Genomic DNA, 23354 nt, shown 5'->3' with positions numbered 1-23354 from the left:
ATTTACTTAGGTTATCCATTCACCCTGCAATAGTTCAGCATCATAGGCCGGAATCATGTGATGCTGCCGCAAAAGCCTTACCAGCGCATCAAAGGAAAACCGCATGGTCATGTCTGCACAAAAACTGAATTGCCCACAGCTTACTGTGCACCGGTTATCCCGGTGAAATATCAGCGAAATGCCTTTATACTTACCGGATGTAATGGTTATGGCATTCCGTGTTGCGGTGAACGTGTGGTTGGCGCTTTTTAAAGCCCGGTATAACTGCTTTAAAAACGTATATCTAATCAGTGAGATAATAACGGCCATCAGTGCAAGCTTTAAAACCGGTTCAGGTTCCGTTTAACAATTTATTCACGCAAAAATACAGGTAAAAAACGGTTAATTGGAAATAGTTCGCTTCCTGATAACTATGCATAATATAAAGCATGAAAAGGCTATTTTTTGATCCCCTGAATTTTAAACCCAATTTCTCTATGCCTGACGATAACAGGCAATTATTCAGATTAAAAGCAAATTTTTCACTTTTGTTGGCATGACAAAAAGGAGGTTTGTCGTACACCACACAAAGCATTTCCCATTTTGGGAATTTATTTATCTTTGTACTACAAGAAAATTGATTTGAGAATTATTGCAAAAAAGATATTGCGTGAATTTTGGGAGGTTCATTCAGATTGTGAGCAACAATTAAAATCCTGGTACCAGGAAGCCGGCAAAGCAGCCTGGAAAAACTTGAACGAATTAAAAGAAACTTATCCGGGCGCAAGCATTTTAAACAACAACCGGGTTTGTTTCAACATCAAGGGAAACAATTATAGACTGGTAGTACAGGTTAATTTTGATTATCAGATGATGTGGATCAGGTTTATTGGCACACACGCTGAATACGATAAAATTGGCGCAGGCAAGATTTAGTAATTATGAAATTAAAACCAATAAAAACTCAACGTGATTATACTCAATCACTGGAGAGACTCGAAAAACTCTTTGATGCTAAAACAGGAACAAAAGAGGGAGATGAATTGGAAATTTTAGGAATTTTGATTGAAAAATATGAAGACGAACATTTTCCAATGGAACTGCCTGACCCAATTGAAGCGATAAAATTCAGGATGGAGCAATTAGGCTATAGCCAGAATGATCTGGCACACCTGATCGGCTTAAAAAGCAGGGCAAGTGAAATTCTAAACCGTAAGCGAAAACTCTCCCTTGAAATGATCAGGAAAATAAGCTCAAAATTGCGCATACCATCAGAAGTATTAATTCAGGCATACTAATGCTAACAAACCATTCCAAAGCTGGAAACCAGGTCAACAAAGCTAAATAACAGAATATAATGTCGAATATTTGTCTTTGCCGGGCTGCCGGATCATATTCGCTCCACTTTTAACCTTCTACTTTTAACTTTTAACCTCCTTATTGCGTATTTTTGTACGGCAATTTGAGGCATGAACGCAGAACTAATTAAAAAGCTACCCGGTATTTATTGCAATTCGTTGTTTAGCTATTCGCGATGGCTGACCCGTGAAGTGGCTATTGGCGATGTGCCGATGGGTGGCTCAAACCCTATCCGTATCCAGAGTATGACAACCACTGATACGATGGATACCATAGGAACCGTAGAGCAAACGCTCCGGATGGTAGCCGCCGGATGCGAGTATGTGCGCATTACAGCGCCCAGCATTAAGGAAGCGGAAAACCTGGCCAATATCAAACGCGAACTGCAGAAACGGGGATGCAACGTTCCGCTGGTGGCCGATATTCACTTCACGCCCAACGCCGCCGAAATTGCTGCCCGGCTGGTAGAAAAAGTACGGGTTAACCCCGGAAACTATGCCGATAAGAAGAAATTTGATCACCTGGAATATACCGATGCCGAATACCAGGGTGAGCTGGAACGCATTTTCCAGAAATTCTCGCCCTTGGTAAAGATCTGTAAAGAATATGGCACGGCCATGCGTATCGGCACCAACCACGGTTCGCTGTCAGACCGCATTATGAGCCGTTACGGCGATACGCCGCAGGGCATGGTTGAATCGGCTATGGAATTTATCCGCATGTGCGAAACGCTGGGCTATTACAACCTGGTTATTTCCATGAAATCAAGCAACGCCCAGGTGATGGTGCAGGCCTATCGCCTGCTGGTAGAGCAGATGGTCGCCGAAGGCATGAACTACCCCTTGCATCTCGGCGTAACCGAAGCCGGCGACGGCGAAGATGGTCGCATCAAATCTGCGGTAGGTATTGGTACCTTGCTGGAAGATGGGTTGGGCGATACCATCCGTGTTTCGCTGACCGAAGAACCGGAAGCCGAAGCTCCTGTGGCTATCCTGCTGGCTGATCGATACAAACATCGCGATACACAACCGGTAAAACACAGCTCAAAACCCGTAACCCATAACCCGTACGCTTACCAGAAACGCCAAACCGGCGAGGTGAACGCTTTTATTGGCGGACACATGGTTCCGCGGGTGGTGCTTGATATTTCGCAGGGAAACCTGAAAGACCCGGCTGTATTAGCTGCCGCCGGTTACCTGTATTCGCCCTTGCTGGATAAGTATAATATGGCCGATCAATCGGTGGATTTTGTCTATCTCGCCGACCAATTGCCCTCGTTTACCTTGCCGGGAAACCTGAAACAATTATACAACTACGCTACCTGGCAAAAGCTGACCAACAAAAAAAATTGCCACCCGGTTTATACACTCAATGAGTATCTGCATGCACCAAGCCGCTGCCCGGCACTAAACCTGGTACGCATACAAAATAACGATCTTTACAACGGTTTAGCTGAGCAGCTACCTGTGGATGATACCGTGGTTTTTATTTTAGAAACCAGCGAAGCACACGGACTGGCTGACCAGCGGGCTTTCTTTTTTGAATTAGAGAAGCGGGAATCTCGTGTCCCGGCTATTGTAAAACGTAGCTATCATTTTTCGGAGCAACTTACTTCCGGCGAATTAACTACCCGGCTGCAATTGTATGCGGCAACAGATCTGGGTGGCTTGCTGGTAGATGGATTTGGCGACGGTATCTGGATCGATGCGCCGCAATTACCGGCACAAACCATCACTTCGGTAGCATTCGGTATTCTACAGGCCACACGTTCACGCATCTCAAAAACAGAATACATTTCGTGCCCAAGCTGTGGCCGTACACTATTCGATTTACAGGAAACCACGCAGATGATACGCAGCCGTACATCGCACCTTAAAGGATTAAAGATCGGCATTATGGGCTGCATTGTAAATGGCCCCGGCGAAATGGCCGACGCTGATTACGGTTATGTAGGAGCCGGCCCCGGAAAAATTACCCTATACCGCGGCAAGGAAGTGGTGAAGAAAAACGTGAATACAGCACAGGCGCTCGATGAACTCATCGGTATCATCCGCGAAGACGGCAACTGGATAGAACCGGCTTAATAAGCTCATCGGGATCGATGCCAATAACTAACGCCCGTCGGGATTTGTAATCCCGATGCCAATAATCCAGGATTTGTAATCCTGATCACTCTCCACAATTCCCATCCCGCCTGAACAAAACCGGCAGCTTATTGTTGACACTAATGTTAATCAAAAAATTATGGCAAAAGTTGCAGACCAACTGGTAAATATGCTGGTTAAAGCCGGCGTTAAACACATTTATGCCGTTACCGGCGACAGCTTAAACGAGGTGAACGATGCGGTGAGACGCAACGGAAATATACAATGGATACACGTCAGGCACGAAGAAGCGGGGGCTTATGCTGCAAGCGCCGAGGCACAACTCAGCGGAATTGCCTGTTGTGCCGGTAGCAGTGGCCCCGGTCATGTACACCTCATCAACGGGTTGTACGATGCCCATAAATCCGGCGCACCGGTAATCGCCATTGCCTCAACCATTATGACCGAAGAATTCGGCACCGAATCATTCCAGGAAACCAATACCATTAAGCTGTTTGCCGATTGCAGCAGCTATAACCAGATAGCAAATACGCCCAAACAGTTCTCACGCATGTTTCAGGCCGGCATACAGCATGCCATTAGCAAGCGGGCGGTGGCTGTTGTAGGTTTGCCCGGAGATGTGGCTGCAATGGATGCCGATGAAAGCGCTACAGCAGAACAGGTATTTTTTACACAACAGGTAATAAAACCTTCGGACGGGGAATTACAAAAGCTGGCGGAACTGATCAACACGCATAAGCGGATCACGCTTTTTTGCGGCATCGGGGCAGAAAATGCACATGCCGAACTGCTGCAGCTGGCAAGTCTCATTCAATCGCCGGTAGGATATTCGTTCAAGGCAAAAATGAGCATCCAGCACAATAATCCCTACGAAGTAGGTATGACGGGTTTGCTCGGATTACCTTCTGCATACCATAGCATGCACGAATCAGATTTGCTCATCCTGTTAGGAACCGATTTTCCTTATGTGGCCTTTATGCCTACAGATTGCAAAATTGCACAGATCGACAGCCGCCCCGAACGCATTGGACGCCGGACAAAAGTAGATTTGGGTCTGTGCGGCAACATCAAAGATACCTTACAAGCGCTTATTCCCTTAATCCAGCAAAAAACAGACGACAGCTTTTTACAGGCACAGCTTAAATTGTACGAGAAAGTAAAGGAACAACAACAAACTTATGTGGATGACCGCGGTACAGAAGCTAATATTCATCCCGAATTTGTAGCTGCGCTGCTGAACAAACATGCTGCCGGTGATGCTATTTTTACGGTAGATACCGGCATGTGCTGCGTGTGGGGAGCACGTTATATCCATGCAACCGGCAAGCGGATCATGCTGGGTTCGTTTAATCATGGCTCTATGGCCAATGCCATGCCCCAGGCCATAGGCGCTGCGTTAGCCCGTCCCGGACAACAGGTAGTAGCCTTGTGTGGCGATGGCGGCATTTCCATGCTGCTTGGCGATCTGGCAACCATCAGGCAATATAACCTGCCCATTAAGCTCATCGTATTCAACAATCGTTCGCTGGGTATGGTAAAGCTCGAAATGGAAGTAGCGGGCCTGCCCGACTGGCAAACCGATATGGTGAATCCTGATTTTTCGCTGATCGCTCAGGCAATGGGCATGAAAGGCATCACCGTTGCCGACCCGGAAAAAGTAGAAGAAGCCCTTACAGAAATACTTCGCCACGATGGCCCTGCACTTTTAAATGTACTTACCGACCCGAATGCCCTTGCAATGCCGCCTAAATTAGAATTTAACCAGGTTAAAGGAATGGCGCTTTCTATGGGCAAGCTCATTTTGAATGGCCGTATGGATGAAGTGCTGGATACCGTAAAAGCAAATTACAAGCATTTGAAGGAAGTGATCTAATATTAGTATTGAGATGTGAGATTTTAGATATGAGACATTAGATTTAATCTGCTTGCGCTCGTTTGCAAAACGGGTGCATAGATCTCCGGCGTTTGTAACGCCGTAAGCGCCATAAAAGTTCCCAACCAACAAGGTTGAAAGACTTCATAAAGCGAAAGGTTTTACGTCTTTCATCCGCTTCTGCCCGGATGCTTTGAGAGCCATTTGTAAATCTGCATTAAATTTATCTATATTCGTTTAACCAATTATATAGTCATGTTGTCAACATCTGATGATGATGTTCTTATTGATCGGTTAAACACTGATGAAATAAATGCTTTTCGTGAGATATATGATCGTTACTGGGATAAATTATATGTAGTTGCCCGTAACCGGATAAACGATCGTGAAGAAGCCGAAGAAATTGTCCAGGATATTTTTTGTAATTTTTGGCGAAGAAGAAAAAGTCTGGTTCTTACAAAAGGGCTTAACAATTATTTTTCCATTGCGGTAAAATATGAGGTCATCAATCGCCTGGCCAGACAAGCCAGGGCAAATACCTACCTTAAACAAGCAGCAAAAGAACTTTCTGAAGTTGATGAAAGTACATTGATGCAATTAGATCTGAATGAACTGCAAAACCAATTGCAAAGCACCATTAATACCCTCCCCGAAAAATGCCAGCTGGTTTTTAGGTTACAGCATGAACAAGGGTATTCCCAGCGTCGTATAGCAGAAGAGCTGGATATCTCTGAAAAAACCGTAGAAGCACACCTCTCTAAAGCACGCAAAGTTCTGCGTAACTCGTTTAGCAATTTTTTCTACCTGATTTTCTTATAGACAGCAGCAATAAGAAGCCTTACCAGGATTTATTGATAAAATTAAGCAGGTGTTAAGAAGCTGTTTAAATTTTATATAAAGGTTTTGCAGGTTTAATTAATGGACGGTGAAGACACCGTCCATGGCTTTCTGCCACTGCAGGGGTCCTCACCAGCAGCAATAAAACCATTGTTTCATGAAATTTAAACATGTTCTTACACCCCATAACCAAATAGTTCAGGCTGTTGCCAACAAATAAAAAACGCAGACAGGGTTTGGAGTTCTGTCTGCGTCGTAAATCACAGATAGTTCTTACAGAAATTATTTTATCTCTGTAGACTTTTCGTTCTCTATCTCTGCAATGGTTGATGTTTTGCTTAAATCAACTAGTGTTTGAGACCTTGCCTTTGTCCATTTGCCGAGTACAGTATCAAATACTCCGCCTAAGATGTAAAAATCGCCAGCATTGGTTGCTGCCCCTGGAGCATAAGTAAAAGCAAAGGTATTAGTTCCAGAACGATAATAATATTGAGGATTGCCCGTAATGGGATCTATTCTATCATAAACATCTGTATTTCCGATACGATAACCTACCCCATAGGTGGGAGCCGGCCCCGCTTGATACACAGATCCGACAGACCCTGTAATAAATACAACATCTATTGGAAATGCGTCTGGAGTAACATCCAGCCCTCTAAAAACAGCTATACCAAAAGTATTACCGCTATTGGCCAACAAGTTGCCTGTTTTAGTGCCAAACGTGCTACCTCCAGTATAAAATTTGGGACTATCATTGCTATTATAATTAAATGATTTAATCCATTTAGAGGTGGCTATAGAGGTAGAGCTAGAGCCATTGATGAATTTGTTTGTACCACCCACATAAAAGAATTCTCCTTTGCTAACGGTACCGGAGGTTAACTCTAATTTATATGTTCTAAGGTCTCCGGTTGCCCATCCTAACGTCGGGAAACCGGTAGGAGTAGAAGCTCCTGCATTATTAGTTGTAACCACAGAAAAAGGAGTAACTGCAAAATTAATATCCTTCGTCGCCCTAAATTGCATATATTCGTAATTAGCGTCTGTACCTTCTACGTCATTTACCCAACCTGTTATGACAATTTCGGGTATATCTACGGTAGAGCTTAGGGTAACAATATCATTTGCGGTTCGTATGCGATGTTGAGGAGCAGACACTCCATTATTTACAATATTGAATACAATCCCTGTATAATTACCCGAATATGGCGGAACTAAATTTGCAAAAGTAGCGTTGGCCTCAGTATGCAAATTAAGATCAGATGTACCATCGTTCAACTTTTTATCGCCCGCCATAACATCGGTAGGTTCTAGCGTTGGATTATAAGTAGCTTTTACAATTGTGATAAGCGTACATTCAAACCTGTCCGGCATTGCCAAAATTTGGTTTGCAAATCCCCTATTGGCTTTTACGGTTACACCAGATGCAACTTTAGTAACATTGGCACCAGGTATACCGGTAATTTGCAATATGCCATCCACCCTCTTCAGTACTCCTCCTTCTATTTTAATATGCACCGAATCTCCAGGGACATATTTTGCTGCATCTGAGCCTAAATTAATAGCCATACCTCTAAGCGAATCGATTCCATTCCCAACCCTTCTAATATTTTGTACCACCAACAACCCAGCGGGCAAATTATTGCCAGAGTGGTCAGATATCACTACCCCTTTTAGGTAGGTAGCCTCCCTCATTGTTTCTTTGGTTAAGGTTACATCGCTGCCCTTGTAGAGTTTACGTATATCAAAGTTAGAAATATAAGGACTAACGGTATTCTTAATATAATCACTATCTCTTTTACATCCTATTGCTATTGAAATAAAAGCTGCGATAACGACCACAGGTTTTTTAAATATCTTTTTCATAATAATATTATATTAATTATTAACAAATCAAGGTCTTTGCCACCATACCAGTGTACTAATTTCATCAGGCCCTTGTGATGCAATAGCATTTTTATAGTTGGTTGGATTGGTTGATTGCGTAATAATAGGATAGAATAAGCGTGCCGGCATTACCTTACCATTTAACAGACCAGGGCCTTTTGGTAAAATAGGATGCCCGGTACGCCTGTACTCAAACCACTGCTGAAAATCAACCAGGAACATAGCGTAATATTTCTGTACGTGTATCATCTCTAACTGACTATTGCTATCAGGTGTTAAATTATCTAAAGGCTGAGTATTATCCCATAACAAATCAGCTTCTGTTACATATTGTATAAAGGCGGGATCGGTTGGACTGGAAATATAGGTAGGTAGCCAGTAATTAATGGCATCAGCCATCCCTTTATAGTAATAGTTTTCTACCGGTCCGTTTATCCATCCTCTTGCAGCTGCTTCGGCTTTGATAAAACTCACTTCAGCAGCATTCATAATAATACCTGTGTAAGGATCTGTTTGAAGTGTTAAAGGATTGTTAGTTTGGCCATCGGAGTAAAAGTATGCTTGTTTTGGCACACCTGTACCAGGTGCGTATCCGCTTGGAACTCCTATATAACCACTCGGCCCCTGTGCTATACCTAAACGCGGAACGTTATTTTTGCCCAATGATGGCCTAATTCTGGGATCATTCCAACCCGCCAACCTGTTTAAGAAGAATTCGCAAATAGCAGATCCCCTAAAATCAACTGGCCTTACGTTGATCATGAATGGAGAAGAATATACGTCAGATGTACTATTAGTGCCATTCCATAATATCTTAGCTGTTTGATCATTATTTTCAATGACAGGATAATTAGCAGGGTTAGTATCTACTATTTCCTTGATTTTAGCAATTACGGTAGCCGCTACTTCTGATTTTCCAGAGATACGAAGCAATAACCTTAGATAAAGTGAATTGCCCAGTCTGCGCCATTTAGATACATCGCCATTATAAACGGGGTCACTTGTAGCTACAATAGCCGTTCCATCTTTAAGTAGTTCGTTGGCTTGTTCCAGTTTATTAAGCAGATCCAGATAAATATCTTTCTGCTTATCAAATTGGGGTTCGTAAACCCCCTCTTTACCTTTATTAGCCTCTGTATATGGAATATCCCCATAGGTATCGGTAAGCAACGAGTACACCCAAGCCTGTGCAATAAGGGATATCCCCTGATAGGATTTGTTCAAGGTTTCGGGTTGGCTGGCAATGGTATAGATATCATTTAAATCGGTAAGACCAACATACCAGTTATTCCAGGTATAATCAGCCAATGTACGCCTTACATCGTACCTGAATACCTTGCCCTCCGCATCGCTGATATCAACTGTAACCTGCATCAGCTCATTATTAAAGCTACGGTTGCGCACCATGTTAGTAGTAAGTATGTTTACCAAAGATGAAGCCATCAACTGGTGGGCTGCTACAGTGCGTTGACCTAGAGGATCGGTATTTACTTTTATAAAATCCTTTTTACATGAAAAGGTAGAAAGCCCCAATACGAGCAATAATATGTATGATTGTATCTTGCTATTTGTTTTCATCACTATTTATTTTTAAATACCTACAACCAAACGTACGCCAAATGTCCTGGTAGATGGCAATTGGCCAGTTTCAAACCCTTGGACAATATCTGAGCCTGCTAAAGTTCCAAATTCAGGATCGAATGCCGGCCATGGCGACCAGATAAACAAGTCGCGTCCGTATACGCCCAGAGTCATTTTGTTAAGCCCCATTCTTTTGAGGAACTGTTTTTTAAAGGTATAGGTGAGGTTGGCTTCTCTGAATTTCAGGAAATCTGTTCTGAATACACTTCCTTCGGCCTGATCAGAGCCATATAGAGAGGTGTAATAGCTCTCAAAGTCCGTAGCTGTTACATCATTTTTACGATAGCTACCATCTGGATTTTGTACTACACCATCGCCTATTATACCGTTATACCTACCAGGCAATGTAATTTTAAGTTTTCCTAATGCGGCCATCCTGGAAAAAGTAAGCGAATGGCCAACGGCTCCTAGTTGCGCATCAAACAGGACGTTCATACTAAGCTCTTTATAGGAAAGCCCCGTACCAAAACTAAACTTAAATTTTGGCATCGTATTTCCTAAATAGACAAGCTCCGAAGCCGTTTTGGCATTTCCTGTTGTTTCATCGAATACGATCTGCCCATCGGGTGAACGTAAAAAGCCTCGACCATACATATCACCCATGCTGCCACCAACCATTGCTACTACCTGTCCTCCCCCTAAAGCACCTGTACGCAATACAACAGAAGTATCAGCCAATTCCTTTATTTTGTTTCTGTTGGCTGTAAAAGTTCCATTAAGTGTCCATTTAAATTTCTTAGTTTGATAGGGTGTACCGTTTACCGCTAATTCTATCCCTTTATTATCAACCCTACCCACGTTAAATACACCTACATTATAACCCGTAGCTCTATCTACTATCCTGTTAAGTATCTGATTTTTAGTATTGCCGGAATAAACAGCCAAATCGAAATTCAATCTGTTTTTAAACAATCTCAAATCTAGCCCCAACTCTGTGGTAGTGGTAATAAGGGGCTTTAAGTTGGGATTTGGCAATATTGTTGGGTTGGTCATGGCATTATCCGGATAAATACCGTTTGCAGCTATTAAATAGTTATAAGCCGTTCGATATGGAGTTGTACTGCCGCTACCTACCTGCGCAAGTGATGCCCTAAGCTTAGCAAAGCTGACAGCTTTCGGAAGCTTCCAATAGTCTGAGGCTATGAAAGACAAACTGGCTGACGGATAAAAAAATCCTACATTATCTGTTCGAGTTAAAGTTGCCAGTGTACTGTTCCAGTCCTGGCGACCTGTTAAATCCAGATACAGGTAGTTCTTATATGCGAATGATATAGCCGTATATAGACTATTGATCCTGTATCTTGAAGTATCGGGCACATAAATTAAAGGACTAACGTTATTATCCAAACTATAAATATTTGGAATTACAAGCCCATCGGCTCTCACTTCGGATTTGTCATATTCATTTCTCATTTGGCTGCCACCAAACGAAGCCGTCATCTGCAAGTCTTTGTTGAATTTCTTGTCGTATTTCAGCATGAAATCGGCGTTGATCTCATATGACCTTATATTGGTTACACGATATAAACCCTGAACATATTTACCCCCAGCAGCATCCCAGGGGCGGCGGGTATCACGAAAATCTTTGTTAAGGTCTGCAGATGCACGTACCATTAAACTCAGCTCCTTAGTAAATTTATATGTGGCCTGGATATTGCCCAACCATCCGTTGCGACGTTGTCCGTTAAGGTATTCATAAGAAACCGCGTAAGGGCTTTCGGGGTTTGTAGTAGTAATATTTACCAATTTTTTATATTCCGACCCATGTACCCAATAATCCCTGTACCAATCGGTATTTACATTTGGCTGTGCAAACATAAACCAGTACATAAGTGATTGATTGCCATAACCTGTTGCCGGCAAATTGTCGCTATGCCTGTTGCTATATTGTACTTTTAAATTTAAGTTTAACTTCTTAGTAACATTAGCATTCGCGGTTAGTGTAAGATTAGTCCTATCCAAACCCGTATTGGGTACTATCCATTCATTATCCCCATGACTTGCAGAAAAACGCAGCCCTACCTTTTTATAAGTACCGTCTAAACTTACCGAGCTGGTTGTATTGTGTCCGGTAACAAAAAATGACTCGATTGGATCTTCGTAGGCTACCCACGGTGTTCTTGTACTCCCAACTTTTTGTGTTGCCGGATCATACTGAAAGAACATACCTCCGGCAGAGAATGGAGCACCCCACGAAGCACTTGTTCCATTTGTACTGGCTCCATCGACAGTTGCGCCATAAGAAAAATAGGAAACGCCAAATTGTCCCTGTCCATATTCCATTTGCCTGTCAACATTGCGGTTAATCTCTTCCCAGGTACTGTTATGCGTAAACGTAACGCCCATGGTCTTTCTGCCTTTTGTAGCAGATTTGGTTGTAATAATGATTGCTCCATTTGCACCACGTTGCCCATAAAGCGCTGATGCGGCAGGACCTTTTAAAACCGTAACACTCTCTATATCCTCTGGATTCAGATCGCTCAACCCACTTCCAAAATCAGGAGGCATAACATCCCCCGAAGTACCATATACACCGCCACCTGTTGCTGCCGTACGTCTTGACGAACTTGAGGCTACGACCCCGTCAATCACAATCAATGCTTCATTATCGCCGGTCAGGTTATTTTCTCCACGCAAAATGATCTTATTGGAACCAGCGGGGCCGCTATTTCTCACCAGGTTTAAGCCTGCAACTTTGCCGGATAGCGCATCCGTCCAGTTGGTAGAAACCGCATCTGTTAATTGTGTGCTATCAATTTTGGTAATAGCATAACCTAACGCTTTTTCGTCCCGCTTAATACCCAAGGCCGTCACCACTACATCTTTCAGTTCAACAGCATCGCCGGCTAAGCGTACGGTAAGGTTTGATTGATTTTTCACCGCAACGTCCACTGCCTTATAGCCAATGGCGGTGATAGTTAAGGTTTCATTACCAGTTAGCTGCAATGTAAAATTACCACTAGCGTTCGTGGTTGTACCTTTAGTTGTGCCTTTTACTCTTACCGAAGCGCCAATTACCGGCATTCCGTCATCGGCACTTAGCACTGTTCCGGTTACTTGTTTTTGTTGTGCAAAACCATCCATTGGGATGACGGCAAGCACACAGTATAACATCAGCAGCTTTAGTACCGATGTTATTACTTTACTCATGTTAATTGGTTTACCCATAGTTGATTAAATTGTATTAGTTTATCATAATTTGTTGATTAATGTGTTTTTATCCAGAATGGATGCAGGCTTCAGGCCATACCACTCCTATTTTATCAATCGATATACAACATATTGATCCTCCTCATTAATTTATTTGGCTGAATCAAATAAAGAAACTGATAATACCAGATACTATCTCTTTCTTTACTTGTTCTTTAAATTGTCTATGTGTTTAAAATTAGTTTAGGTTTTACTAACTATCGATTTTACTTATCCTTTGTTGATTTTGGTTAGTTAATTAGTTTGTTTATCAAAGTCTAAATTAATAAAATCAAATCGTTTAAAACAAAAAAAAACTAAAAAAAATTATTAAAAACTAACCGAATCTTACAATCAGGCTCATGTACCCAAAGCAACCAATTGATTATCAATAAGTTGAATTTAAATTTTCTTTTACTTTAACAAATATCTCTAATATTTCTTTTCTGCATTCCATGTCAGGGCTACAAATGCGATAGATAACACACAGGCCGCCACAAGCATCATAAAGCCTCCATCCCATCCCCATTTGTCAACTACATGCCCTACAGCGATATTGGCAAATACAGCGCCGCCTAAATAGCCAAACAAACCGGTAAAGCCGGCTGATGTTCCTGCTGCCTGCTTAGGCACCAGGTCTAAAGCCTGCACACCAATAAGCATTACCGGGCCGTAGATCAAAAAGCCGATGGCCACCAGCGAAAGCATATCCACAATTGGATGACCGGCAGGATTTTTCCAGTATACCAGCACAGCAATCAATACCAATAACATATAAATAACTGTTGCAGGGGCACGCCGACCTTTAAATATCTTATCGCTGATCCATCCGCAAAGCAATGTTCCGGGAATACCGGCATATTCATAAGAAAAGTAAGCCCAACCCGACTCATCCATAGAGAACCCTTTAGCTTCTTTCAGGTACGTGGGCGCCCAATCTAATACGCCATAACGCACCAGGTATATGAAAACATTTGCAAAGGATATATACCACAGCACTTTATTGAAGAGAATATACTTCAAAAACAATTCCTTAGCGCCGGGCTTGCTTTCCTCAGTTTTGGTCTCATGTATTGCTTTTTCCCCCGAATAGTCTTCGATAGATGGCAACCCGCACGATTGCGGGGTATCCCGAACCAATAAAAATGCAATAAAAGCTATCAGAATGGCTACTAATGCAGGGAAATAGAAATTACTCTTCCAGGAGCTGAATATCATTACACCTAATATGGATAAAGGTCCTACCAACCCCCCCCCCACGTTATGAGCAACATTCCATATCGACATTTTTACGCCGCGTTCTTTTTTTGAGAACCAGTGTACCACAACCCGGCCGCATGGAGGCCAGCCCATCCCCTGAAACCATCCGTTAAGGAACAGCAATATGAACATGATGGTAATTGAACTGGTTGCAAAAGGAAAAACTCCCATAATGATCATACACAAGGCCGATAGCACTAAACCGGTAGGTAAAAAATACCGGGCATTACTTCTGTCGGAAACATTGCCCATCAGGAACTTGCTGATCCCGTAAGCTATTGAAACGCCCGACAGTGCAAATCCTAAATCTCCTTTACTAAAGCCCTGCGCAACCAGATCGGGCATAGCCATTGAGAAATTTTTGCGCACCAGGTAGTAGCCTGCATACCCGATAAATATTCCCAGGAAAACCTGCAAACGCAGCCTTTTGTACGTAGGATCGATCTTTGATTCCGGCAGAAGAGGCTTTGGTTCGGGTTGTTTGAATAGTGTAAGTTTCATAAATTGTAATTCTGATCCTTATCAGGCATTACGGCACAAAGGTACCGCCCTGATGTTAGGTATATATTAACTTAAAATGATTAAAGGTTTAATTGGTTATAACGAATTAATTTTATACAAATTTATTCCGTTTTGATTACTTTTTAATTATTGACGCTGTTTAATAACTAAACGTATTGGGCAACATCCACCTGGCTTTATACGCTTTTAAACCAGACTGCTGATATATCGTTTTACCCGACAGATCAATAATATGATCATTCCACCATTTTTGATCTGTATCAATCGATTGCATTAAAATTACCGGGAAAGACGACGGCCCCGAAGACACACTTTTTACACGGGCTATCGAACTTGCAGACGCAAATTGTTCGGTCTGTAGATCAACACTCCACACCTGCTTGCTGGTGGATAGCCACAACGCATCTTTATCGTATACCGGGAATAAATCATGAGCCCCGGTAGCGGGCAACGTAATTTCTTTCTTTAATGTAAGTTTCGGATTGTTTTTATCAAAATTGTACTCGTAAGCTCTTAACACACTACCTCCGGCAGCCCAAAGTACCTGCCGTTTTTTGTCCCATACCAAACTATGTGCATCAGCGAGATTGGTTGAGCTATAAGCTGTTACGGGAGCGCTAAAATGTGCCGTATCTACTTTAAATATTCCCACGTATCCACCGGTACTGGCCGAAAAAACAATGTTTCCATCAGGCAACAGTTCTGCCGAGTGTACATTGCCGGTACCGCCTTTCCCGTAAAACACGGTTTTTTTATCTGCTATGCGGATCAACGCTACTCCGCCAACCGAAGCCGTTGCCAGGATGTATTGGTTGTTGAGCACAGGTTTTGCATCGCTGATATTTCCAAACCAACCGGCATCTCCTGCAACCACATTGGTAGCGGGCCCGGGCAACCATTCAAAAATCTGCTTCTTGGTATCTATATCTACCATTAACACCCGGTTGGTTGACTGATCTGCAAACACAACAACTTTTGCCGGCTGCTCAACAGGGTCTGTTATAATAACCGGAGCATCGGCAGACCGGCTCTTTTTACAAGCTAATGCTGATAATGTTAATAATGCGAATAGTAGTATTCTCATAGATTTAATTAGTCGTGATTATTTTTTGCTTCGGCATAAACCGGGTCAGAGACCTGGGGATAATACGGGCTCAATAAATAACCATTGGCCAGCTTGGTAAAACGTTCAACCTCAGCTTTCTGCCAGCTGTCATCTTTACCAAGCTCAGCCGCCATAAGCTCTGCTACACGCGGGGCCATATCGATTGCCACACGGGCATCAAGAAACAACGCTCTTATACGCCGTGCCAAAAAATCCTCAACCGTACGGGCCATCTCATTCCGAACAGCCCATATTACCTGGGCACAGATATAAGGTGCTTTCGGGTTTATTTTTTGCGCCCATTCTTTATTTTCATCGATAAGTTTTAACAGAGCCTCCTGATCGCTTCCGTAAAAGAAAAATGGATTACTCTGATCTGCAATTTCCTGGTAACCGTGTATGCGCAGGTTCCTGGTAGCGCAAGCAACAGGTTTTAAACCGCCTATTTCGATGGCTTTATCTACAATATCCTCAGACATTTTACGGTAAGTGGTCCATTTGCCGCCCGTCATCGTAAGCAATCCCGATGCAGATACGATCAGCTTATGACTGCGTGAAATTTCTTTCGTTTTGGTAGAATCGCCACTTGGAGCTGCCAGTGGCCGTAACCCGGCAAACACGCTCAGCACATCTTTACGCTGCGGCTGACGTTCAAGATATTTGGACGCGGTACGGATAATAAACTCTATTTCTTCCTCCAAAGCAACCGGCTCTATGCTATGTTCATTTAACGGCGTATCGGTTGTACCAACTACCAGCTTATCGTGCCACGGCACGGCAAAAAGCACACGGCCGTCTTCTGTTTTAGGTATCATCAATGCGTCCTCTCCCGGCATAAAAGACCGGTCGAGCACAATATGCACTCCCTGGCTGGGTCGCACCATCGGCTTATGTTCCGGTGCATCCATTGCCAGCAGGTCATCAACAAAAACACCCGTTGCATTTACTACCACTTTGGCAGCTATCCGGTACTCTTTATTGGTTTCCTGATCGGTTGCTGTTACACCTTTAATTTTGCCATTCTCTTTGATCAGTCCGTTTACACGAAAATAATTCAGCAGCACGCCGCCCTGCTCCACGCAGGTCTGCGCCAGGTTTACGGCCAGCCGGGAGTCGTCAAACTGTCCGTCATGATAAACTACGCCATTATAAAGCCCTTTAGATTTAATGCCCGGTATACGGCGCAGCGTTTCTTTTTTAGATATCAGCTTTGAACGGCCCAGGCTAAGTCTGCCTGCCAACAGATCATATATGGTTAACCCGATAGTATAGAACGGGCCACCCCACCACTCGTAGTTAGGAATCACAAACGATTCATCGTGGGCAAGATGCGGGGCGTTCTTTAACAGTAAGCCCCGCTCATATAATGCCTCACGAACCAAACCAATATCACCCTGCGCTAAGTAACGAACGCCTCCATGCACTAACTTCGTACTACGGCTGGATGTACCTTTAGCAAAATCAAGCTGCTCTAACAATAACGTTTTGTAACCTCTGGACGCTGCATCTACAGCCGCACCTAAACCTGTTGCGCCACCTCCTACAATAAGTATATCCCAGGGCCCACCAGCATCAGAAATTTTCTGTAATAAAGTATCTCTTCTAAACTGCATCATATTATTTATGGCAAAAAGCCTGAATCAAAAATAACCAATCGTAACTATAAAAAACAAATATGAAATATAAAAATCACTATTCAAAAGATAACGAAGATAAAAAAGTGGGCTTTTTATTACATATTTCAAAACAGGAACTAATAATAACTGATAATAAAACAACAATAAGCGTTATTTTTTATTAAAAAAATAAAAGCCAATTTTGGCAAATCAATAAATTTGCAGAACATTATAAACTGTTAACGCTATATTTTATACATTTAACCATGCTAAATCTCATTGACAGGCACAAATACATTCTGAAACAGCTTCGGGAAACCGGGCATGTTAATGTGCAAAACCTAAGCGCAGAGCTTGAAGTTTCTGACGTTACCATACGGAAGGATCTTAAGTTACTTGAAGACAAAAACCTGCTTTACAGAACGCATGGCGGAGGATATATGAAAAGTCCTTACACCAGTGATAAACCCGTTGATGAAAAGGAACATCAGGCCAAAACCGAAAAGGAAAAGATAGCTAAAGAAGCGGCAAAGCTGATTGATCAGAACGATTCGATCATTATTGCTTCGGGCACTACCGTTCTGGCCCTGGCACGGATGATCAAACCACAACAGCATCTTACCGTGATCACATCAGCATTGAATGTAGCGCTTGAGTTATCCCACCATCAGAATGTTGAAGTATTACAGTTAGGCGGCCAGCTGCGTCAAAATTCATCTTCGGTAGCCGGCATGTATGCTGAGCTGATCCTTCAGGATGTTTCATGCAGTATCCTGTTTTTAGGCGTTGATGGTATAGATGCCGCCGGGTTGACCACTACCAGCCTTGCCGAAGCACATTTAAACCAAAAAATGATGCAGGCGGCTCAAACCACTGTTGTTCTGGCCGATAGCTCTAAGTTTGGCCGGCGTGGCATGGGAAAGATCTGCGCTCTTGACCAGGTGCAGCATATTATTACCGACGAAGGTATTTCTGCCAACACCATTAAACTGCTGGAAAGCAACGGAATTAAGGTTACCATTGCGCAATAAGTGACGGATAGTTCATGGTTGATAGTTCATGGTTCATAGTTCATGGTTCATAGTTCATGGTTCATAGCTTATAGTTTATGGTTTATAGTCGGGAAGACCGGAAGTCGGGAAAGACCGGAAGCAACCTTTGATCATTGACAGTTGAATAATGGCTAATTGACAATGGACAGTTGACAATGCTTGTATGATTCATTTATCGTAAGTTTATGGTTTATAGTCCGGAAGTCGGGAAGGCCGAAAGTCGGGAAAGACCGGAAGCAATCTCTAATAGTTGACAATTGACAGTGGATAATGGACAATGTCTGCATGGTTCGGTTCAGCTCCCCTCTTCTGCCAACTGGCGGAGGGTTGGGGGTGAGGCTCGCAATAAACCATTTCGCATTATTATAAATTATTCTAATTTAGCTTCCTCATTTGGCTATTCTAAAATAAATCATCAGGAATCAAGTAACCCGTTTATGATCTTATCCAGAAAAATTACGCTAACCATCAGCCTATTTATTGCAGGTGTTTGCGCACACGCTCAAACCGATACACAACGAACTGAAATTTACAATCTTATCAAGCGGATAATTCCCGCACATGCCAACGCCTTCGAAATAGCATTTATTCCCAAAAACGGCGACAAAGATGTTTTTGAGCTTGAGAGCAAAAATAATAAGATCATACTCCGCGGGAACAATGGCGTGACCATTGCCAGTGCCCTGAACTACTATCTCAAGAATTACACACACTGCGACATTAGCTGGAATGGCAGCAACTTAAATTTACCGGCAAAATTACCTGCTGTAAAAGGCAAGGTACGCATCAGCACACCTTATAAATACCGTTATTACCTGAACTACTGCACATTTAACTATACCATGAGCTGGTGGGATTGGGATCGCTGGCAATGGGAAATAGATTGGATGGCATTAAACGGCATTAATATGCCTTTAGCGCTAACCGGCCAAAACATTATCTGGGACAGGGTTTATAAAAGCCTGGGCTTTACCGATGCAGATCTGAAAACGTTTTACAGCGGCCCTGCCTATTTCAACTGGTTCTGGATGGGTAACCTGGATGGCTGGGGCGGGCCGCTGCCACAAAGCTGGATGATCAACCACGAGGCGCTTCAGAAGAAAATTCTTGCCCGCGAGCGTGCCTTGGGAATGACTCCTATCCTGCCTGCATTTACCGGTCACGTACCGCCTTCATTCGAGAAAAAATTTCCAAAAGCCAGTATCAAAAAAACACTCTGGTCTGGTTTTCCGGATAGCGTATCCATTCTTGATCCCAACGATCCGATGTTTACCACTATAGGTAAAAAATTCATCGAGGAAGAAGTAAAAACCTTTGGAACAAACCACCTTTATTCAGCCGACACTTTCAACGAAAATACTCCGCCTACAAGTGATTCCACATTTTTAAATGATGTGAGCAAAAAAGTATACCAATCTATGGCAGGCGCCGATCCAAAAGCTATCTGGATCATGCAGGGATGGATGTTCTCATTCTCGGCTAAGTTCTGGCAACCAACACAGATCAAAGCGCTTCTGAATGCCGTCCCTAACGATAAAATGATCATTCTTGATCTATACAGCGAAAGCAAACCGGTATGGAACAGAACCGATGCATACTATGGCAAGCCCTGGATATGGTGTATGCTGCATAATTTTGGCGGTAATATCAGCATGTATGGCCGGATGAATAATGTTGCCAACGATCCGGCTAACGCATTAAACAGTCCCCAATCAGGACACATGCAAGGCATCGGTTTAACGCCCGAGGCTATTGAGCAAAACCCGGTAATGTATGCGCTTATGCTTGAAAATGTCTGGCGTGATAAACCCATCGACCTGGACAGCTGGCTAAAAGATTATGCTTACAGGCGTTATGGAAAACAGAACAGCACGATCAATGAAGCCTGGAATATTTTACGGCAAACGGTTTACAACGGGGCAGTCACATCGGGCGGACCTGAATCGATCATTACCGGGCGGCCTACCTTTAAAAGAAGCAACCGCTGGGCGTCAACTAAAAAGGCATACCATCCCAAAGATATCATTCCCGCATGGGAGAAATTGATCAGTGTAGCCGATGAGCTTAAAAACAGCCAGGGATATCAATACGATCTGGTTGACCTTACCCGTCAGGTTATGGCCAACTATGCTGATACATTGCAACACGCTTTCGCTTATGATTATAAGGTTAAAGATATGGATGCTTTTAACCAGCATGCCAAACAGTTTCTTGCTGTGATCAGCGATATGGATAAGTTGCTGGCCACACGTAAAGACTTTTTATTAGGTGTATGGCTAAATACTGCCAGACAAAACGGAACCACAGCGGCTGAAAAGGCGCTTTACGAAAAAAACGCCCGAAACCAGATCACACTATGGGGCGATAAAAACAGTGTGCTGCACGATTATGCCTGCAAACAATGGTCCGGATTATTGAACAACTTCTATAAACCCCGGTGGGAGCACTTTTTTACCTACGTAAATAATAGCGTTCAACAGGGCAAACCCGCCGACGAAAAGGTATTTGATAAACAAATCAGAGACTGGGAATGGCAATGGGTTGAAGGCTCGGAACAGTATCCGGATAAGCCTTCCGGCGATGCCATTACTATAGCAAAAGAAATGTATGCGAAATATCATCCGCTAATTACTAAACTGAATTTGAAAGAATAAGCTTGTGTTATAAGTTACGGGTTGTGAGTTACGAGAAACAGATAACTCGTAACCCACAACACATAACCTTCCGCTAAAACACCTGGAAATAAATAATTGCGCCGGCCAGCACCGCATACAGCAATTCATAAAACCAGCTTTTTTGTGCGTTCAGAAAATAATAGGCTGTGAGCACCGAAACCGGGGGAACGGCCAGCAAGAAGTGGGTTATACGGTATTGCGGACTCAGGTAAAAGGATAATACAACCAGCAGAAATATAACAAAGAGCAGCTGAAATGATTTCCGGATATGGACATAGCTTCTAAAAAAGTTTTGCCGTAGAAAGATGCTTCCGATAGCGCAAATAATGATTACCGGGATAAGCACGATGTAATCGTAATAATCAATTACAAACCGTGTTGGAAACGGCTTGGTTAACGGGAGCCATATCTTGTAAAACAATCCGATAGAATCATTCCAATAATAATAAACCGCTAAAAAGAAATATACCGTAGCAAACCCGATCAAAGCCGCTATCCATTCACGCCAGTTAAACGGCCTGAATATCAACAGGCATATCCAGATAAGCAGCATCATGGCAATAAAAGGGAAATATATGAGCGTTCCGACACCGGCTAACATACCCAGGTCAAACATAGATGAAATGGCTTCCTCCCGCCTGTAGATACCCAGCATTTTGCTCATCATCCACAGCAAAACGAAATTACACATCAAGGGACTGCTGATAGCCAGGAAAGGCGGCAACAAACTGGATAATGTAACGTACATTAAAGCCGGCAAAAACGTAGGCCGGTTTATCAGGTTATAATTATTAATGATCCGGTTAAAAATTACTGCCTGCACCAATACAAATATCAGCGCAAGCATAACATTAGCCTCCGAACTCAGGCTATCGGTTATATTAAGCCAGGGAATAAGCCTGGCTATCAGATCAGAAATGCTGTTATTTAATGTCTCAGGTAACCTGAAAAACATTCCCGCACGAAGCACTAAACCGATAAAAACAAGGAATACAATATTTACCGGATTAAGTCTGCGAAAAATGTTAATCATAATGTTGTATAAAAAGACAAAAGTAGAAATTATCTTCGACGCGTTTGCTAAGGCCCAGCTAAATCTCTCTACCTCCCCGGGCCCGGCAGACCGGGACATTCCATGTATTATTGGTTAGCCTGTCGGGGGGACAGGCCAAGGGTTAGAATATACATTCTGGAAAGCCGGAATTTCAGTCAGCTTTTCACTTTCAACTCTCCACTTTTAGCTTTATGTATTATCCTCAACCAGGTTCCGGATGATCTGCGCTGTTTCATCCGGGAAATGCACTGCAACCCGGTGCGGCGAATCAATCCACTGCTTGAGCTTCGGGACAAACTCATCGTCTATCTGGTAAATAACCGGAACACCAAGCCGGCTTATCGCTTCGGCATTACATAACTGCTCGTACTGAAACCGCATCGGGAAAACCAGCACTTTCTTTTTCAGGTACAATGCCTCTGCCGGGCCTTCAAAACCGCCGCCGGTAAATAGTCCGTAACAACTGGCCAGGCTGGCATTAAATTCCATGTTATTAACCGGCCTTACCCACACATTGGCATCGGTATATGCCGTACGCGAATGTTTTGAAAAAACGTGCCACTGCACACCGGGGATCTGCCTGAAATATTTTACCAGCAATTTATCGTCAAAAGCGGGCAGGTAAACGGTAATATGCCCCTTATCTTCCGGTTCGGTATTGCGTATCTCGCTGCGTATTACCGGCGTATGTATAAAATCATCGTAACGCTCAAAATGGAACCCGATACGCTGTGTAGTTGGTGCATAATATTTGAACAGCAGCTCAGTTACAGGCGATGATTTTTGGGGTCTTGGTGTTTTAGGTGACAAAAAAGAGGACTGGTGACTTAAAGCTACACTATGCCGCCCCTGTAAACGGCACGCCCATGCAGTTACCGGCTCGTAATCATTGATGATTAACTGATATTTTTTGAGTGGTAATGACCGCACATCCCGTAACAAACGGGATAGCCGCATATTTTTATACGTTTGCCAGTGGTCTACACCACCTTTCTTGCCAAAAATGAAACTGAATCCATGAAACCGGTAATTTACCGGCTGATCTAACTGTACATCGGCTTGTGTACCGCTTATCAGCAAATCAACATCGCCATACTGCTGTAAAAGCGGCACAATTTCGCGTGCCCTGCTGATGTGTCCATTACCAGTTCCCTGTATAGCAAAAAGGATATTCATTGCGCACTGCAATATCTGCATTTT

Annotated in this window: 16 protein-coding genes; 7 read left to right on the top strand and 9 right to left on the bottom strand. The window is 43.1% G+C overall.

Going from position 1 to position 23354, the window contains the following annotated elements; all coding sequences use genetic code 11:
* Positions 1 to 6 precede the first annotated feature (6 nt).
* Positions 7 to 309, bottom strand: a complete 303-nt coding sequence (locus FW774_RS16235; protein ID WP_149349261.1) for a hypothetical protein — start codon at positions 307 to 309, stop codon at positions 7 to 9.
* Positions 310 to 621: 312 nt separating this feature from the next.
* Here FW774_RS16235 and FW774_RS16230 point away from each other — a divergent pair, with 312 nt between their 5' ends.
* From FW774_RS16230 to FW774_RS16210, 5 genes are all read left to right on the top strand, one after another.
* Entirely contained in the window at positions 622 to 915 is a 294-nt protein-coding gene (locus FW774_RS16230; RefSeq protein WP_149349260.1) for a type II toxin-antitoxin system HigB family toxin, read from the top strand.
* A gap of 5 nt (positions 916 to 920) precedes the next feature.
* The gene (locus FW774_RS16225) at positions 921 to 1277 is read left to right on the top strand and encodes a type II toxin-antitoxin system HigA family antitoxin (RefSeq protein WP_149349259.1); all 357 of its coding nucleotides are present in this window, start codon (positions 921 to 923) and stop codon (positions 1275 to 1277) included.
* Positions 1278 to 1448: 171 nt separating this feature from the next.
* Positions 1449 to 3422, top strand: a complete 1974-nt coding sequence (ispG, locus tag FW774_RS16220; RefSeq protein ID WP_149349258.1) for a (E)-4-hydroxy-3-methylbut-2-enyl-diphosphate synthase — start codon at positions 1449 to 1451, stop codon at positions 3420 to 3422.
* A 160-nt stretch (positions 3423 to 3582) separates the two neighbouring features.
* Positions 3583 to 5316, top strand: coding sequence for a thiamine pyrophosphate-dependent enzyme (locus FW774_RS16215; protein WP_149349257.1), 1734 nt, complete (start codon positions 3583 to 3585; stop codon positions 5314 to 5316).
* Positions 5317 to 5571: 255 nt separating this feature from the next.
* Positions 5572 to 6135, top strand: a complete 564-nt coding sequence (locus tag FW774_RS16210) for an RNA polymerase sigma-70 factor (RefSeq protein ID WP_149349256.1) — start codon at positions 5572 to 5574, stop codon at positions 6133 to 6135.
* Positions 6136 to 6435: 300 nt separating this feature from the next.
* Here FW774_RS16210 and FW774_RS16205 read toward each other — a convergent pair whose 3' ends face one another.
* The 6 genes from FW774_RS16205 to FW774_RS16180 all read right to left on the bottom strand — a co-directional run bounded on the left by FW774_RS16205 (position 6436) and on the right by FW774_RS16180 (position 17370).
* Positions 6436 to 8019, bottom strand: coding sequence for a DUF5689 domain-containing protein (locus FW774_RS16205; RefSeq protein ID WP_187774925.1), 1584 nt, complete (start codon positions 8017 to 8019; stop codon positions 6436 to 6438).
* Positions 8020 to 8046: 27 nt separating this feature from the next.
* A complete protein-coding gene (locus FW774_RS16200) occupies positions 8047 to 9618 on the bottom strand; it encodes a SusD/RagB family nutrient-binding outer membrane lipoprotein (RefSeq protein ID WP_149349255.1) in 1572 nt (523 codons plus the stop codon).
* A gap of 12 nt (positions 9619 to 9630) precedes the next feature.
* A complete protein-coding gene (locus tag FW774_RS16195) occupies positions 9631 to 12831 on the bottom strand; it encodes a SusC/RagA family TonB-linked outer membrane protein (protein ID WP_187774924.1) in 3201 nt (1066 codons plus the stop codon).
* Between the two features lie 471 nt (positions 12832 to 13302).
* Entirely contained in the window at positions 13303 to 14631 is a 1329-nt protein-coding gene (glpT, locus tag FW774_RS16190) for a glycerol-3-phosphate transporter (protein ID WP_149349253.1), read from the bottom strand.
* A 160-nt stretch (positions 14632 to 14791) separates the two neighbouring features.
* The gene (locus tag FW774_RS16185) at positions 14792 to 15736 is read right to left on the bottom strand and encodes a DUF6528 family protein (protein ID WP_149349252.1); all 945 of its coding nucleotides are present in this window, start codon (positions 15734 to 15736) and stop codon (positions 14792 to 14794) included.
* Positions 15737 to 15744: 8 nt separating this feature from the next.
* Positions 15745 to 17370 (bottom strand): glycerol-3-phosphate dehydrogenase/oxidase, encoded by a 1626-nt coding sequence (locus tag FW774_RS16180; protein WP_197739877.1) that lies wholly within the window; start codon positions 17368 to 17370, stop codon positions 15745 to 15747.
* A 269-nt stretch (positions 17371 to 17639) separates the two neighbouring features.
* Here FW774_RS16180 and FW774_RS16175 point away from each other — a divergent pair, with 269 nt between their 5' ends.
* Positions 17640 to 18404, top strand: coding sequence for a DeoR/GlpR family DNA-binding transcription regulator (locus FW774_RS16175; RefSeq protein WP_149349250.1), 765 nt, complete (start codon positions 17640 to 17642; stop codon positions 18402 to 18404).
* Between the two features lie 458 nt (positions 18405 to 18862).
* Positions 18863 to 21079: an alpha-N-acetylglucosaminidase gene (locus FW774_RS16170; RefSeq protein ID WP_149349249.1), complete on the top strand. Its 2217-nt coding sequence runs from the start codon at positions 18863 to 18865 to the stop codon at positions 21077 to 21079.
* Positions 21080 to 21152: 73 nt separating this feature from the next.
* Here FW774_RS16170 and FW774_RS16165 read toward each other — a convergent pair whose 3' ends face one another.
* Both FW774_RS16165 and FW774_RS16160 read right to left on the bottom strand, forming a co-directional pair.
* Positions 21153 to 22133 (bottom strand): DUF6427 family protein, encoded by a 981-nt coding sequence (locus FW774_RS16165; RefSeq protein WP_149349248.1) that lies wholly within the window; start codon positions 22131 to 22133, stop codon positions 21153 to 21155.
* Positions 22134 to 22343: 210 nt separating this feature from the next.
* The gene (locus FW774_RS16160) at positions 22344 to 23330 is read right to left on the bottom strand and encodes a glycosyltransferase family protein (RefSeq protein WP_149349247.1); all 987 of its coding nucleotides are present in this window, start codon (positions 23328 to 23330) and stop codon (positions 22344 to 22346) included.
* Positions 23331 to 23354 lie beyond the last annotated feature (24 nt).

The organism is Pedobacter sp. BS3 (assembly GCF_008274585.1).
GTDB lineage: Bacteria > Bacteroidota > Bacteroidia > Sphingobacteriales > Sphingobacteriaceae > Hufsiella_A.
This window is presented reverse-complemented; position numbering and strand designations above follow the sequence as displayed.